Consider the following 16170-nt stretch of genomic DNA (forward strand, 5'->3'; position numbering starts at 1 on the left):
TGATTGATTCTACAAAATTTAAATTTTGCTTATGAGCGCCAACGCCCCCGAAGTAAAACGCATTACGACCAATACCCTTCAAAAGATGAAAGCATCGGGAGTAAAGATCTCTATGCTAACAGCATATGACTATTCTTTTGCTACCCTATTTGATGCTGCAGGTATAGATGTATTGTTAGTGGGAGATTCTGCGTCTAATGTAATGGCCGGACATGAAACCACGCTTCCTATTACACTGGATCAAATGATCTACCATGCGTCTTCTGTTATCCGGGGGGCAAAAAGAGCATTGGTGGTAGTAGATCTTCCTTTTGGCTCCTACCAATCCAACAGTGAGATAGCTGTGGCTTCAGCCATCCGCATCATGAAAGAAACCGGAGCTCATGCCATTAAATTGGAAGGCGGCGAAGAAATTCTGGAGTCTGTAAAAAAGATCATTGCTGCTGGAATACCGGTGATGGCACACCTTGGACTAACCCCCCAGTCAATTTATAAATTTGGAACATATAATGTGAGAGCTAAGGAAGAAACTGAGGCTAATAAACTCAGGAATGATGCACAGTTGCTGGAAGAAGCAGGCTGCTTTGCTTTAGTTCTTGAAAAAATACCAGCAAACCTTGCTAAGGAAGTTTCGGCAGCACTGCATATACCCACTATTGGCATTGGTGCAGGCAAATACTGCGACGGGCAGGTGTTGGTAATGCATGACATGCTGGGTATCAATACGGAGTTCAAACCAAGATTTCTGCGGCAGTATCTAAATATTCATGAACAGGCAACAAAGGCTGTGCAACAGTATATAAATGATGTGAGGTCCAACGATTTCCCCAGTGACGCTGAATCCTATTAAAACCATTTTGGTTAGTATCCTATTTTTGCGGCCAATTGAAAATGACAATGAACGCACTTACAAGGATAGTGATCCAGCTCTTAACCCTTAGTTTACCGGCTTTTTGCATAGCCCAGGAAAATGAGGCCAATCTTGACCCGGTAACCGTAACTTCCTCGGTCAGCCCGGAAAGAATTTCAAAAACAGGGCGCAACATTTACGTTATAAAAGGCGAACGTTTTTATAATTTACCTGTCAACTCTATAGATGAATTACTCAGGTACCTGCCGGGCATTGAAATACAATCCCGTGGCGCGATGGGTTCTCAAAGTGATATCGTTTTACGCGGAGGTACCTTTCAACAGGTTTTAGTGATTATGGATGGCGTAAGATTGAATGATCCTAACACCGGTCATTTCACCAGCTATTTTCCTGTTACCCCATCCGAAATTGACAGGATTGAAATATTAAAAGGAGCTTCTTCTGCAGTGTATGGTACAGAGGCTGTGGGTGGCGTGATCAACATTATAACCAAAACATTTGCTACAAAAAAAGACACACACGCCTCTAATGCGGTGGCACAGGTCAATGCCGGAACTTATGGATTATTAAATGCAAGTGCAGGCATTTTTAATACTAATGGGAAAACTGCTATAGGAATCGGGGGATTAACAAATAATGCCTCAGGACAACAGCAAAGGGGTATCAAAGGCTATTTCCATAATAACACAGCAACAGTTTCGTTAGCTCATTTTTTCAATGAACACTGGCAATTGGCATTGCGCAGCTCTTATGATAGCAGGAGATTTGCTGCACAAAATTTTTATACCAATTTTCTCTCGGATACTGCCGAAGAAAAAGTAAGTACAAGCTGGAACCAGCTTCAACTCACGCACCAGGCGCAAAAGAATATTTTGAAGTTAAATGCAGGTTATAAACACCTTGCTGATCATTATACCTTCAACCCCCATTCCATACCCAATCAAAATACAAGTGAGCTTTTCCAGTTAGGTATAACTGATGAATGGAAATTAAAACCTCAAACCACCATCGTTTTAGGGGGACAATACATCAATAAACAAATTGCATCAAATGACAGGGGCAACCACACCCTTGGCCAGGTTGGTATCCTGGCCCTGGTCAATCAAAAATTAGGGGATTATACAACAGTATCTACTGCCCTGCGCATGGAATGGGTGGAGAATGCAGGCTGGGAACTGGTACCACAAATGAATTTATCTTTTAGAAATGAGTTTTTTCAATTGAGGGGAAGTGCCGGAAAAACAACAAGAGACGCTGATTTTACAGAGCGCTTTAATAATTACAATAAAACGATTGTCAGTAGTGGTAAAATTGGAAATCCGTACCTGCAGACAGAACGATCATTTAGTTATGAAGGTGGTGCTGATATTTATGCAGGAAATTCAATCAAATTATCAGCTACTTTCTTTCAACGCTCCCAATCTAAATTAATAGATTATGTATTAACACCGTATAGCGAAATGCCTCGAAAAGAAAATCTCATTCCTTCAGGCTCTTATTACCTGGCAAAAAATATAGCCAAAGTGCATACCACGGGGGTAGAAACAGACCTTCAATATGTAAAGACTTTTTCTTCAAACCAGGAATTATTGGTTACGGTAGGATCGCTCTGGCTGCATAGTTCGGAAAGTGATACTATACCATCCCTTTACATTTCATCACATGCACGATACCTGGTAAATTTCACCACGCAGTACAGTTATAAGGGATTTGTAATGAGTGTATCTGGTCTCTTTAAAGACCGCCAACCCCAGGTTGCAGCTTCACCTGCAATAGCTAAAATGTCCGCTGATTATTTTCTTTTAAATGCCAAAGCAGAATTTTATATCAGGGAAAAAAGCATCAGTGTATTTGCACAGGCAGATAATCTTTTTAATATAAAGTATGCGGACCTCCTGGGCGCTTCTATGCCCGGATTATGGATCATGGGCGGAATAAAAATATCTTTATCAAAATAATGATCATGCAGGATGTACTTAAACAATTAGGGATTAAGGATCAAAATAGCGGAACCTCTACCGGATTAAATTGGATCGCCAGTAAGGGTAAAACCATTAACTCCTACTCCCCTGTTGATGGAAAGCTAATAGCCAGTATTACATCGACAGACGACAGTTCCTATGAAGAAGTAATCAATACTGCACAAAAGGCATTTATTGAATGGCGTAAGTGGCCTTCTCCCAAAAGAGGAGATGTGGTCAGGCAAATAGGCGAGGCATTAAGAACCAACAAGGATTCCCTGGGAAAACTGGTGTCCTATGAGATGGGCAAAAGTTTACAGGAAGGATTGGGCGAAGTGCAGGAAATGATTGATATCTGTGACTTTGCGGTAGGACTTTCCAGGCAGCTTCATGGCCTGACCATGCACAGTGAGCGCCCGGGGCACAGAATGTATGAACAATGGCATCCACTCGGAATAGTGGCGATCATATCGGCATTCAATTTTCCTGTAGCGGTTTGGAGTTGGAATGCCATGCTGGGATGGGTGTGCGGAGATGTATGTATTTGGAAACCCTCAGAAAAAACGCCGTTGTGTGCAGTGGCCTGCCAGAATATTATCGCTGAAGTATTCAGGAATAATGGTGTTCCGGAAGGAGTAAGCAGCATCGTTTCAGGCGAAAGGGAAACAGGTGAAAAAATAGCAAAGGACAACAGGATACCTCTTGTATCTGCCACTGGATCCACACGAATGGGTAAATCAGTGGGAGCTGCAGTAGGTGCAAGACTTGGACGCTCCTTGCTTGAGCTGGGTGGGAACAATGCCATCATCATATCCAGGGATGCAGATCTTGATATGGCTTTAATTGGATGTTTGTTTGGTGCTGTTGGCACCGCTGGCCAACGTTGCACTTCCACACGCCGGCTTATTATCCACGAAGAAGTATATGATGTATTCAAAGAAAAACTGGTGAAGGCCTATAACCAGTTAAGGATTGGCAACCCTTTAGATGAAAACAACCATGTGGGTCCTCTTATAGATAAAACTGCAGTTGAATCATACCTGAATGCTATAGAAAAGTGTAAGGCCGAGGGCGGTTCTTTTATTGTGGAAGGCGGGGTTCTGGAAGGAAAAGGATTTGAAACAGGCTGCTATGTTAAACCATGCATAGCTGAAGCGCAGCCACATTTTGAAATAGTACAGCATGAGACTTTTGCTCCAATTTTATACCTGTTGAAATATAAAACTTTTGATGAGGCTATTGCCTTTCAAAACGGTGTTCCACAGGGTTTGTCTTCTGCGATAATGACTTTGAACCTGAGAGAAGCGGAAGAATTTCTTTCTACCGCTGGTAGTGATTGCGGTATCGCTAATGTAAATATTGGAACCTCGGGAGCAGAGATCGGCGGGGCTTTCGGTGGCGAAAAAGAAACGGGTGGTGGCCGTGAAAGCGGAAGCGATGCCTGGAGATTTTATATGAGAAGACAAACCAATACCATTAACTATAGTACAAGCCTGCCCTTAGCCCAGGGCATCAAATTCGATCTGTAAACCTCATCCGATTCAAACCATAATTCACTCCCCGGTTATTATTGGGGAGTTTTTTATTATATATAATTATAGGTTAAGCGCATTATATAGCTGAATAGCTGTGCAATAACCTGTTGTGTTTTAACAATTTCGGGCAAACCAATTGTATACGTTTTGACAACTTATTATTAAGTGTTTGGTTATTTTTACAAATACTCAATTTATTAAACAATATCTGATGGTTTATTCATTTAAGAGATCCGTACTTGTTGTTTTCATTTCAGGATTCTGTTTAACCTCATTTGCTCAAAGTTCCAAAAAAGCATCTACCAATGGCTGGCATTTAAAAAGCCTGGATGAAGGTTATTATGGTATTAGCCTGGATAAAGCCTATGAATTTGTAAAAGGTAAGAAAAGTCAAACTGTAGTAGTTGCAGTCATTGACTCCGGGATCGACACGACGCATGAAGACCTGAAACCCATTCTATGGGTTAACCCTAAGGAGATTCCCGGCAATGGGATTGATGATGATGGGAATGGTTATGTGGATGATGTTCATGGTTGGAATTTTCTTGGTGGACGTGATGGAAGAAATGTTGACAAAGATTCTTATGAGGCAGCCAGGTTATATCATGCCCTGAAGCCTCGCTTTGAAAATATCAAGGATCCATCTACTTTAAGTAAAGAAGACCAGGAAGAATTCAAGATGTGGTTGAGAGCTAAATCAGACATCACAAAAGGCGTTGATCAAAATGAACTATTCTTCATTAAGCGTTTGTTCCCTTCTTTAAAAAGAGGCGATTCTGTGATCAAAAAGGAATTGAAAAAAGATGAGTACAATGGTGAAGACCTGAAAACGTATAAGCCAACCAATCCTGATGCAGTAGTAATGAGAAATGTGATATTGAACATCAGCGAGGGCAACAACAACAATTTTGAAATTCCCAATACAGAAATTCTGGATGGTATTGAAGCCGACCTTACAAAGGCGGATGCAGCCAATACAGCTCCAAAAGACTACCGGGGTGAAATAGTTAAGGATAATGAAAATGATATCAATGACCGTTTCTACGGCAATAATGATATTATGGCCGGGATGTCCTCTGCCTTACATGGCACGCACGTTTCCGGTATCATTGCTGCCGTAAGGAATAATGGTAAAGGCATTGATGGAATTGCAGACAATGTTCGCATCATGATGGTTCGTGCTGTTCCGGATGGAGATGAGCATGATAAGGATATTGCCCTGGCCATACGGTATGCTGTGGATAATGGCGCCCGCGTGATCAATATGAGTTTTGGCAAATATTACTCACCCAATAAAAAATGGGTGGATGATGCTGTAAAATATGCTGAAAGTAAAGGGGTGATACTGGTAGCAGCAGCTGGAAATGAAGGCTTTTTAGTTGATACCATGCAACACTACCCTTCTCCTATATTGCTAGATCATGAAAAAGTGAATAACTGGATCATGGTAGGTGCCAGTGGTGATCCAACTAATGGTGGCCTGGTAGCAGATTTTTCCAACTTTGGTAAAAAAGAAGTTGATGTATTTGCCCCAGGGGTTAATATCTATTCTACTGTTCCTGGCGGAAATACCTACAGGAATCTTTCGGGAACAAGTATGGCCTCTCCTGTTACAGCAGGGGTTGCAGCCTTCCTCCTGGAATATTATCCCACGCTAACTCCTCAACAGGTAAAACAGGTTATTGAAAAAAGTGCCGTTGATCCCAAAGTAAAGGTGACACAACCCAACTCAAATAAATTAGTTCCATTTTCTGAACTCAGTAAGACAGGCGGTGTGGTGAATGCTTATGAAGCGGCAAAGCTTGCAGATGCCCTTACAAAGCAAGGTGATGTTACACCAGTTAAAACGAAGATCAAAATAAAAAAGACCAAAAGAGCTTAAGTGTAGGTGCCATATATCATTTAAATCCCGGTAGTATTACCGGGATTTTTTATTTTCAGCCTATAAAAATATCATCTATGGCCAAAGTTGACCTTTCCAGGATTCCCGAATTCTATCATAAATATATTAACCAGGTTAGTGATAAGGATCTTAATGAAGCACTGGACCACTACCCTGTTGAATTCATCATTTTTTTGGATGCCATTCCATCAGAGAAATGGGACTTCCGCTATGCACCTGGGAAGTGGTCCATCAAGGAAATGGTACAACATATTATTGATGCAGAAAGGATCTTCTGTTACAGGGCTCTGTGTTTTTCCAGGAAAGACCAGACTCCACTTCCTGGTTTTGAAGAGAATGATTATGCTTTGAATTCAATGGCCGGGCTTCGGACGAAGGAAGACTTGGTGGAGGAACTAAAAGCCGTACAAAGGTCCACCGCATTATTATTCAGATCCTTTGACCCAACTATGTTGAATGAAACAGGAACTGCTAACGGAAACCCGGTTTATGTAAAAGGGATTGGGTATATCATCCTGGGTCATATGCAACATCATAAAAGCATACTGAAGGAAAGATACCTGCAAGAAAAAACCATCTCTTTGTAAGAGATGGTTTTTAGAAAATTTATTTTTTAATCAATAAATATTAAAAGGTTTTCTGGGCTGTTTTTCCTTTAGCAATATTCTGCTGGTTCACTATATCATTGATCACTTTCACTGCCTGGTCAACATACACATCCTTACTCACATTATTCAGCCACTGCTTATATCTTTCAGTTTTATCCTTATCTGCAGATACATAACGCTGTTCATCCTGCTTTAAGAAGGATACCTGCATGTTCTTATCCATTTTAACCAGCTTTTCTATTTCTTTAACCGCATCCCGGGTGATCCTTTGTTCTTTACGGAACTGGTCAATCTGCAGGGGATAAACCTTATCATCCTGCTTTGCCAGCATATCCGTTTCTTTCTTTATTAATTGAAAAACTGAATCATTGGCAATCCTTGCAGAGCCAAGGGTTTTGATGGTTTGAAGGTCATACCCCGGCTGCCAGATTTTATAGGAAGCTTTGGAAATTTCGTCCCATGGCAATGCATTATTATTATCCCTTTCACGCATTTTCAAATACTCATAATAATCAGGTATTACCAGGTCAGGAACTACACCCTTTAATTGGGTGGAGCCTCCGCTAATGCGATAAAACTTTTGCAAGGTCAATTTTAAAGACCCCAGGTCTGAATTGGTAGCGAGGAAATTAGATGTCGGATCAAGGCCTATAGGGCGCTGAACAGTTCCTTTCCCATAAGTGCTGGAACTTCCAATGATCACACCTCTGCCATAATCCTGGATAGCGGCTGCAAATATTTCAGAAGCCGAAGCACTGAATTCATTTACCATAACTGCCAATGGGCCATCATATAACACTCCACCATCCTTATCCCTCATTACCTGCGGCTGGCCTTCCCTGTCTTTTACCTGGACCACGGGTCCCTGGTCAATGAACAGGCCGGCTATCTGGATAACATCATATAAAGAGCCACCACCATTGTTTCGAAGATCTATAACTATACCATCAACCTTATCTTCTTTCAGCTTTTGTACTTCTTTGGCCACATCGGCTGAGCTTCTATGAGGGTCATTTGGATCATCGAAATTAGCATAGAACTCAGGCAGAAATATATAACCGATCTTAGATGTACCCTGGTTGATCACCGCGCTGCGAACATAACTTTCATCCTGGACGATCTTATCCCTGATAAGGGAGACAGGTTTTAATGTACCATCTTTTTTACGTAGTGTCAGTTTCACCTCGGTACCTTTTTGCCCCCTTATGATCTTCACTGCATCTGTTACATCATATCCCGTCAGTTCTACAGGTGTTTCTTTTCCCTGTGCTACTTTCACTATTATATCCCCGGCTTCTACTTCTCCTGATTTTTGTGCCGGGCCACCTGGAAGAACACTGGCAATTTTTATGTTACCTTCTTCATAGGTAAGCTGTGCACCTATTCCGTAGAAGGAACCGCTTAACTGCTCATCAAAATATCTTTTATCTACCGGGGGAAAAAACTCTGTGTAAGGATCCATCATAGAAGTAATGGTGTTCACATATACACTGAATTTTTCATCGTCATTAAACTTCAAGCGATACCTGTCGAAGATCCTGTCCATCGTGGTTTTTACCTTATCTCTTGCTTCCTTTTCCAGTTCGGCATCTGTTTTCACTACAAATCCTTCCTTACCCTTGTTGCTTTCCCTTGCATCTTGCAAGTCAACAAAACGCTGCAGCGCCAGGTATTTTAAACGCTTGCGCCATTGTTCCTTCCTTTCAGAGACAGAAGAGGCAAAATTTACTTTTTTAGGGTCTGTTACGATAGTTTCGTTAACAGAAAAATCAAAAGGCTTAGCTAATATCTCTTTATAAACAGCAGTAGCTTCCTCTGCCCTTTTATTAAAAATCTTTCCTGCCTCTAAAAAGAACTGAACGGGAGCACCTTTGATCTCGTCGTCTATCCGGGTAGAATATTTATCTAAGGATGTAATATCACTTTGCAGGAATATATTTTTGTCTGGGTCCAGTTCCTCAAAATACTTTGTGAATACTTTTTTGGAAAAGTCATCATTAATGTCTTTAGGGCTATAATGGCCCTGGCTCAATATCTCTCCCACAATCTGCAGGATCTTTTCATACTTAGAGGGTGGGATCTTGGAGTTGGTTTTTCCCATAGTGTTGAACGCCAGGAAAACTCCGGCGACAACCATCACAATTAATATTGGAAGTCTTTTCATATCTAACATGTATTTAAGTGCCTTGGGCATAGTACCAAATTTAGTCTAAATAAAATGCTCTGTTACTATAGTTTATCCCTTTAACAAACGTTTTTGACAAGCGGAAACTTTCCGTAGTCCAATGATCAAATTAATAATTTGCTATTGGAATTTACTTCCCCTGGTAATATTAATAACAAATAATAAAATAAATGTGCCACTGCAAAAACAGAAAAATTTTGAATGATTAGAAGCAGATTATCAACTTCATTTCATTATTTTTGCAGCCCACACGGTGGCTGTAGCTCAGTTGGTTAGAGCATCAGATTGTGGTTCTGAGGGTCGGGGGTTCGAGACCCCTCAGTCACCCAAAGGCCTCCTGGCAACAGGAGGCCTTTTTATTTGCCATTGATATTGTATTTCAACCTCTTAAAGAGTTTAATGTTAAATAAGGTTAATTAGTCAACTAACCCCCGCATTGCGGTCTACCTTTGCTCCGCAATTATAAATACATGAGAAAGTTTTTAGTTTTATTTCTGTTAGGATGCATTTCAGCGCAATCATTTTCACAAATGCCAGGTGGCCAGATGAGAGGTAATGGGCAGGCTCCTACCGGAAGATTTTACGGCAAAGTGGTTGATGCAGCCAACAAAGGCCTTGAAGCAGTGTCTGTGACGCTGGTCACCACCAAAATGGATAGTGCTACAAGGAAACCTAAAGAAAATATTATCGGTGGTATGTTAACCAGTGCTGTCGGGGATTTCAGCATAGAAAATGTGCCTGCTTTTGGAAAATACAAATTAAAGATCACAGGTATAGGCTTTAAAGAACTGGATATGCCGGTAGCATTCGAAATGCCCAATAGAAATTCCATGGGCAATGACCCTTCAGCCATGCTGGGCGCCCTTGACAAGGACCTGGGAAATATCAAAATGCAGATAGATGAAAATGTTTTAGGTGCGGTAACGGTTACGGCGGCTAAACCTATGCTGCAAATGGGTATCGATCGAAAAATATTCAATGTTGACAAAAACCTTACTTCTGCTGGCGGTACGGCAGTGGATGTTATGAAGAATGTGCCATCGGTAAATGTGGACATTGATGGCAATGTCACCTTAAGAAATAATGCGCCTCAGATATTTGTAGATGGCCGTCCTACCAATTTAACATTGGAACAAATTCCTGCTGATGCCATTGAAAGCGTAGAGATCATCACCAATCCCTCTGCAAAATTTGATGCTTCCGGTGGAACTGCAGGCATACTAAACATAGTTATGAAAAAGAACAGGCGGGTAGGCTATAGCGGAAATCTCCGTGTAAATGCCGACAGCCGTGGCCGTGTAGGTGGAGGCCTTGATATCAACCTTCGCCAGAATAAGATCAATATTTTTGGAAGCGGGAACCTGTTTCAGCGAAAATCTATCAGTAATGGATTTACTGACCGGACTAATTTCGGCAACAATGACAGCAGCACGCATTTTACTCAAAATGACAGGTCCGAAGGAAACGGTCAATTCCATTTCGGCAGAGCTGGCGTAGATTATTTTATAGACAACCGGAATACGCTAACCGTAAGTGGTACAATTATGAAAGGTAAAATGTCTCCGGATCAGGTAAGTGATATCAATATTGACTCCATTGCCCACAGCATGGGTTATGGAAGTTCTTACCAGCATAGAGTTTCCAATACGGATTATACTTTTAATAACTCCAGGGCCCAATTAAGTTATAAGCATAATTTCCCACAAACAGGCCATGAACTAACGGCAGATGCCACTTATGATAAAGGAAAAAGCACAAGTGAGAACAATACCAACACTGACTATTATGCCATGCCTGGAAATGTATTTAATAAAACATACCAGCAGATACAATTAGGCGGTGGTACCAACGAAAGTTGGGTATTGCAAACAGATTATGCCAACCCAATATCAGCCAATTCCAAAATAGAACTTGGCGCCAGGGCTTCACTGCGTCAGAGCAATAATTTCAACCAATTCTACACCAGGAGTCTCAATGGTGATCTCAAGCCAACTTCTTTAAATACCATTTATAATAATAAGGATAATGTGTATGCCGCTTACGCAACTTTTTCAAGCCGCATAAAGAGTTTTGGTTACCAGTTAGGCTTAAGAGCGGAGAGGTCTGATTACACAGGCGATATCCCGACTAAGAATCAGACGTTCAAGATCAATTTCCCCATCAGCTTCTTCCCTAGCATGTTCTTGTCTCAAAAGCTGACCGAAACTGATGAAATGCAGTTTAACTATAGTCGCCGGATCAATCGTCCCAATGTGTTCCAGTTGTTTCCTTTTATAGATTCCAGCGACCTGCTCAACGTAAGTGTGGGTAACCCTGCACTGCAGCCGGAGTTTACCAATTCCTTCGAACTCTCCTATTCTAAAACCTTTAAGAACCGGGATAATTTTATTGCTTCCGCCTATTTCAAAAATACCAATGACCTGATCACAAGGTTTCAGAAAATTGATACAAGTATCAGTAAGTACGGTGTGGTCAATACCTATATCAATGCCAACCGCATGTACATAACAGGTCTTGAACTAACCGCCAGGAATAAACTTACCAATTTCTGGGACCTTACTTCCAATGTAAACCTTTTTACAGCTAAGGTTACCATAGACAACCAGCAAAGTCCTGAACAGTTTCCCAGTTACTTTTTGAAGTTGAATAACAACTTCAAACTACCCAAAAACTTTTCATTCCAGCTTTCCGGCGATTACCAGTCCAAGATCATTTCCTCTCCTGGTGGTGGTGGCCGTGGATTTGGCGGTGGGGGTATGTTTGGAGGAAATAACACAGCCTCACAGGGTTATATAAGGCCAAATTATGGTGTGGATGCTGCACTGAAATTTGAATTCCTGAAAGATAAGAAAGCTTCCCTCTCCCTGAATGTGAATGATATACTTCGTACCCGCAAGTATGATGCACATTCAGAATCAACCTTCTTTGTACAGGATATAGTAAGAAGAAGAGATCCGCAGATATTCAGGCTGAACTTCAACTACCGTTTCGGTAAATTTGATGCCAACCTGTTCAAACGGAAGAATACAAAAGCAGATAATAATGTTGACATGGGCAATATGAACATGTAATATTCACCAGATAGTTTAGGAAGCTCTCCCCAAAAGGAGAGCTTTTTATATTATACTAATTATTTTTGGCGCTTATGTATCAATTTGCCCTCATTGGTTGCGGACGCATTTCCAGGCGACATGCAGAGAATATCCAAAGGATTGGAAAATTAGTAGCCGTATGTGATATCGTACCCGAAAAGGCGGACACACTGGCAAAAGAATACAATTGTAAGGCTTATTATTCCATTGATACGTTGCTCAGGGAGGAAAAAGAACTTACTATGATCTCGGTCTGCACCCCCAATGGCTTTCATGCAGAACATTCCATTAAATCCTTGCAGGCAGGTCTGCATGTATTATGTGAAAAACCACTATGCCTTACTACTGCGGCGGCCTGGCAGATCATTGAAACAGAAAAATTCTGTCGCAGGCATTTGTTTGTTGTCAAATCCAACAGGTATAATCCAATACTGATCCAGTTAAAGAAATTATTGGATGAAGGCCAACTGGGAAAGGTTTATAGCTTTCACTTAAGTTGTTTATGGAATCGCCCCAGTGAATATTACCAGGATTGGCATGGTAAAACATTTCCAGATGGTGGCACATTATATACGCAATTCAGCCATTATATCGATGCGATGGTGTCCTTATTTGGAGCGCTCGGTGAAGTAAAAGGATTTTGTGGGAGCCCGGCTCAAAAAACCGGGATGGAATTCGAAGACACGGGCGTGGCAGCATTGCATATGGATAATGGAATCCTGGGTAGTTTTCACTGGTCAGTGAATACCTATAAAAAAAATCACGAGATCGCCCTTACTATAATTGCGGAAAAAGGTACGATTCGTTTGGGTGGCGAATACCTTAATGAAGTACAATACCATTCATTGGAAAACGAGTTTGAATTCAAACACCCGGGCAAACCATCAAACGAATATGTATCTTATAAAGGATCTATGAGCAACCATACTGAAGTATATGACCATTTAGTACCGGCACTTGAAAACAAGGACAATGATTTTGCCAATGCATTTGATGGGTTAAGAACCGTTGAAGCAATAGAGAAAATATACAAAGCCATTACCACCATACCTTACAACTCTTGAAGCGCATATTTTTCACAGTTACCAATGATCTGACTTACGATCAGCGTATGCACCGCATATGTAGTTCCATTGCCCATAATGGTTTTGAAGTAACATTAGTTGGCAGGCAGCTTGAAAATTCTCTCCCTTTAGAAAAAAAAGGTTTCACTCAAAAAAGGCTCCGTTGTTTTTTCAATAAAGGTTTCCTGTTTTACCTGGAATACAATACCAGGCTATTCTTTTACCTGCTCGCTAATAAAATGGATGCCATTTGCGCCATAGACCTCGACACCATTCTACCCTGCCTGTTTGTATCCGGGTTAAAAAAGCTTACAAGGATCTATGATGCACATGAATACTTTACCGAATTAAAGGAGGTACATACCAGGCCATTGGTTCAAAAAATATGGTTAGGCATTGAAAGGTTTGCTGTACCCCGTTTTAAATGGGGCTATACAGTGAGCGGGGGACTTGCAGAAGCATTTAAAGATAAATATCAAAGGGAATACCTGGTCATCAGGAACCTGCCTGTATTACATACAATTGATGTCAATGTACAAAGGGAAAAAACTTTGTTATACCAGGGAGCGGTGAACGAAGGCAGGGGATTTGAATATTTAATACCTGCTATGAAAACGATACCGTATAAACTCATAGTCTGCGGAGATGGTAATTTCATGTCAGAATTGAAACAATTGATCAGGGAGCACCAGGTTCAGGACAAGGTCGAATTAAAAGGAATGGTTCTCCCCCGCGATCTTCCCGGTTATACCCAAAAAGCCTCTTTGGGTATTGGAATCTCAGAAAAAGAAGGACTGAACCAGTTCATGGCCCTGCCTAACAAATTCTTTGATTACATGCACGGGGGACTACCCCAACTGGCTATGAAGTTCCCGGAATATGAAAAAGTGAACAGCCAATTTCAAATCGCTGTATTGATAGACTCCCTTAAACCTGAAGAGATAAGTAGTACTATCAATTCTGTTATGCAAAATGGTGAACTCTTAAAGCAAATGGAAAACAATTGCCTGGAAGCCCGTGAAGTATATTGCTGGCAATCAGAAGAAAAAAAACTGCTCCAGTATTTCAACCAAATCTTTTCCAGTGAATAATTACCTGCATATAGTTTGCCTCGATGCTCCTTCACCTCCCGATTATGGAGGAGCTATCGACATGTATTTCAAGGTGAAAACACTGGCAGAACAGGGAAAACAAATCATTTTACATTATTTCGATTATCATAGTAATCGAAATGCAGACGGACTTGAAAATTATTGTACTGAAATACATGCTTATCCCCGGAAAAATTATGTACGCTCCCTATCGTTTACCAGGCCTTACATAACCAGGTCGCGCATCAATGCATCTTTGATCAACCGGCTCAACGAGCATAACTATCCTGTTTTACTGGAAGGACTTCATTGCACGGAAATTTTGCCATACCTGCACCATGCATCAAGAGTGGTAGTGAGAATGCATAATGAGGAAGCAGTTTATTACAGGGCATTGGCAGATTATGAACCTAACATATTTAGAAAAAAATACTACTCTTTCGAATCAGGCCTGATCAATCATTATCAAAAGAAATTGAACCGTGATCTCAAGCTGGCTGTATTATCAAACAGTGACCTTGGACGTTTTAAAGAACAAGGATTTTATAATGCACATTTCATCCCCTGCTTTATTCCCTGGCAGGAGCTAAAGTGCCTGCCTGGCAAAGGAGAGTACTGTCTTTACCATGGTAATTTGGGCATCATTGAAAATGAAAAGGCCGCGGCATGGCTGATCAAAAACGTTTTTGATCAATTGAATATTCCATTGGTGATAGCAGGTAAAAACATATCTAAAAAACTGGAAAGTCTTGCAGGTAAACAACGTAATGTAAGGCTCATTTTTGAACCACCTTCAAATGAGCTGGATGCATTGATCAGGGATGCACATATCAATGTATTACCATCTTTTAATTCCACAGGAGTCAAACTAAAACTTTTACATGCTTTGTTCTATGGCAGGTTCTGTATTACCAATGAGCAAGGATCAAAAGGCAGTGGTTTGACAAACCTGGTTAATAATGCAGAAACAGTGGAAGATTTCAGAAGATCGATAATAACAATTTTTGAGACTTCATTTGATGAAGCCCGGGTAATGGAACGCCAGGCTATGATGCATTTATATAACAATCAAACCAACGCGGTAAAACTTAATGCAATATGGTAGCATTATCGTAAACCCTTCCTGATTCTGTTTTAACCATCCTGGCAGGAAACTTTTGAATGACAATATAATCATGTGTGGCCATGACAACGGCAGTACCATAATCTTTGGCAATATGTATCAGCAGGTTCATGATCTCGTCAGAGGTTTCCGGGTCAAGGTTGCCGGTAGGTTCATCTGCCAGGATCAATTTGGGAGAGTTCAATAATGCCCTTGCAATATCAACACGTTGCTGCTCTCCACCACTCATCTCGTAGGGCATTTTAAAACCTTTGGAACGAAGTCCCACTTTATCCAAAACATCAGCTATTTTTTCATTCATCAATTTCTCATCTTTCCATCCTATAGCCTTCAAAACAAACTTAAGGTTCTCATTTACATTCCTGTCTGTCAGCAATTGAAAATCCTGGAATACCACACCCATGTTCCTCCGGAGGTATGGAACGGTTTTCCAGGTCAGGGCTTTGAGATCATAACCAACAACAGTAGCCTCCCCTTCTTTCAAGGGCAATTCACCATAAAGGGTTTTCAATAAACTTGACTTCCCGGTGCCGGTTTTTCCTACCAGGAAAACGAACTCACCCTTATGTACAGTAAGATTTACATCCTGTAAAATGAGATTGTCGCCCTGGTAAATATTGGCATTCCTTATGTCTATTATGCTCTCTGCCATTCCTCAGATTTATTTGTTGCAAAATAACGTAAGAAAGACCATGCACCAAGCCAATAATTTTATAAACTAAGTTTTTAGTTGTTAA

11 protein-coding genes and 1 tRNA gene are annotated in these 16170 nt (G+C 41.0%); 10 read left to right on the plus strand and 2 right to left on the minus strand.

The genetic code is table 11. From position 1 onward, the window contains the following. The first annotated feature begins 31 nt into the window (after window positions 1-31). From panB to BP74_RS01345, 5 genes are all read left to right on the plus strand, one after another. A complete protein-coding gene (gene panB / locus BP74_RS01325; RefSeq protein ID WP_496370276.1) occupies window positions 32-850 on the plus strand; it encodes a 3-methyl-2-oxobutanoate hydroxymethyltransferase in 819 nt (272 codons plus the stop codon). Between the two features lie 47 nt (window positions 851-897). Beyond that, window positions 898-2829, plus strand: coding sequence for a TonB-dependent receptor plug domain-containing protein (locus BP74_RS01330; RefSeq protein WP_496370278.1), 1932 nt, complete (start codon window positions 898-900; stop codon window positions 2827-2829). A 5-nt stretch (window positions 2830-2834) separates the two neighbouring features. Continuing rightward, a complete protein-coding gene (gene amaB, locus BP74_RS01335) occupies window positions 2835-4361 on the plus strand; it encodes an L-piperidine-6-carboxylate dehydrogenase (RefSeq protein ID WP_496370280.1) in 1527 nt (508 codons plus the stop codon). A gap of 217 nt (window positions 4362-4578) precedes the next feature. Beyond that, complete coding sequence (locus tag BP74_RS01340) at window positions 4579-6249, plus strand: S8 family peptidase (RefSeq protein ID WP_496370282.1); 1671 nt, start codon at window positions 4579-4581, stop codon at window positions 6247-6249. Between the two features lie 77 nt (window positions 6250-6326). Further along, window positions 6327-6857 carry a DinB family protein gene (locus BP74_RS01345; protein WP_496370284.1) on the plus strand — a complete coding sequence of 177 codons (531 nt, stop codon included), beginning with the start codon at window positions 6327-6329 and terminating at the stop codon, window positions 6855-6857. 40 nt (window positions 6858-6897) lie between these two features. Here BP74_RS01345 and BP74_RS01350 read toward each other — a convergent pair whose 3' ends face one another. Next, the gene (locus BP74_RS01350) at window positions 6898-9042 is read right to left on the minus strand and encodes a carboxy terminal-processing peptidase (RefSeq protein WP_496370286.1); all 2145 of its coding nucleotides are present in this window, start codon (window positions 9040-9042) and stop codon (window positions 6898-6900) included. Window positions 9043-9316: 274 nt separating this feature from the next. Between BP74_RS01350 and BP74_RS01355 the strand changes: the two genes are divergently transcribed. The 5 genes from BP74_RS01355 (at window position 9317) to BP74_RS01375 (ending at window position 15415) form a co-directional block, all read left to right on the plus strand. Beyond that, a tRNA-His gene (locus BP74_RS01355) sits at window positions 9317-9390 on the plus strand. 143 nt (window positions 9391-9533) lie between these two features. Further along, complete coding sequence (locus tag BP74_RS01360) at window positions 9534-12134, plus strand: outer membrane beta-barrel protein (RefSeq protein ID WP_496370288.1); 2601 nt, start codon at window positions 9534-9536, stop codon at window positions 12132-12134. Between the two features lie 74 nt (window positions 12135-12208). Continuing rightward, window positions 12209-13219, plus strand: coding sequence for a Gfo/Idh/MocA family protein (locus BP74_RS01365; protein WP_496370290.1), 1011 nt, complete (start codon window positions 12209-12211; stop codon window positions 13217-13219). Then, the gene (locus BP74_RS01370; protein ID WP_496370292.1) at window positions 13216-14310 is read left to right on the plus strand and encodes a glycosyltransferase; all 1095 of its coding nucleotides are present in this window, start codon (window positions 13216-13218) and stop codon (window positions 14308-14310) included. Before BP74_RS01365 ends, BP74_RS01370 begins: the two co-directional genes overlap by 4 nt. Beyond that, window positions 14303-15415 (plus strand): glycosyltransferase, encoded by a 1113-nt coding sequence (locus BP74_RS01375; RefSeq protein WP_496370294.1) that lies wholly within the window; start codon window positions 14303-14305, stop codon window positions 15413-15415. The genes BP74_RS01370 and BP74_RS01375 overlap by 8 nt, the downstream gene beginning before the upstream one ends. Here the strand turns inward: BP74_RS01375 and BP74_RS01380 are convergent. Continuing rightward, window positions 15399-16085 carry a cell division ATP-binding protein FtsE gene (locus BP74_RS01380; RefSeq protein WP_496370296.1) on the minus strand — a complete coding sequence of 229 codons (687 nt, stop codon included), beginning with the start codon at window positions 16083-16085 and terminating at the stop codon, window positions 15399-15401. The genes BP74_RS01375 and BP74_RS01380 overlap by 17 nt on opposite strands. Window positions 16086-16170: the final 85 nt, after the last annotated feature.

It is taken from the genome of Flavisolibacter ginsengiterrae DSM 18136 (assembly GCF_059568575.1).

Bases quoted from the DNA above. Each gene is read 5' to 3' on its own strand.
- panB (WP_496370276.1), top strand. From the start codon at position 32: ATGAGCGCCAACGCCCCCGAAGTAAAACGCATTACGACCAATACCCTT.
- BP74_RS01330 (WP_496370278.1), top strand. From the start codon at position 898: ATGAACGCACTTACAAGGATAGTGATCCAGCTCTTAACCCTTAGTTTA.
- amaB (WP_496370280.1), top strand. From the start codon at position 2,835: ATGCAGGATGTACTTAAACAATTAGGGATTAAGGATCAAAATAGCGGA.
- BP74_RS01340 (WP_496370282.1), top strand. From the start codon at position 4,579: ATGGTTTATTCATTTAAGAGATCCGTACTTGTTGTTTTCATTTCAGGA.
- BP74_RS01345 (WP_496370284.1), top strand. From the start codon at position 6,327: ATGGCCAAAGTTGACCTTTCCAGGATTCCCGAATTCTATCATAAATAT.
- BP74_RS01350 (WP_496370286.1), bottom strand. From the start codon at position 9,042: ATGAAAAGACTTCCAATATTAATTGTGATGGTTGTCGCCGGAGTTTTC.
- BP74_RS01360 (WP_496370288.1), top strand. From the start codon at position 9,534: ATGAGAAAGTTTTTAGTTTTATTTCTGTTAGGATGCATTTCAGCGCAA.
- BP74_RS01365 (WP_496370290.1), top strand. From the start codon at position 12,209: ATGTATCAATTTGCCCTCATTGGTTGCGGACGCATTTCCAGGCGACAT.
- BP74_RS01380 (WP_496370296.1), bottom strand. From the start codon at position 16,085: ATGGCAGAGAGCATAATAGACATAAGGAATGCCAATATTTACCAGGGC.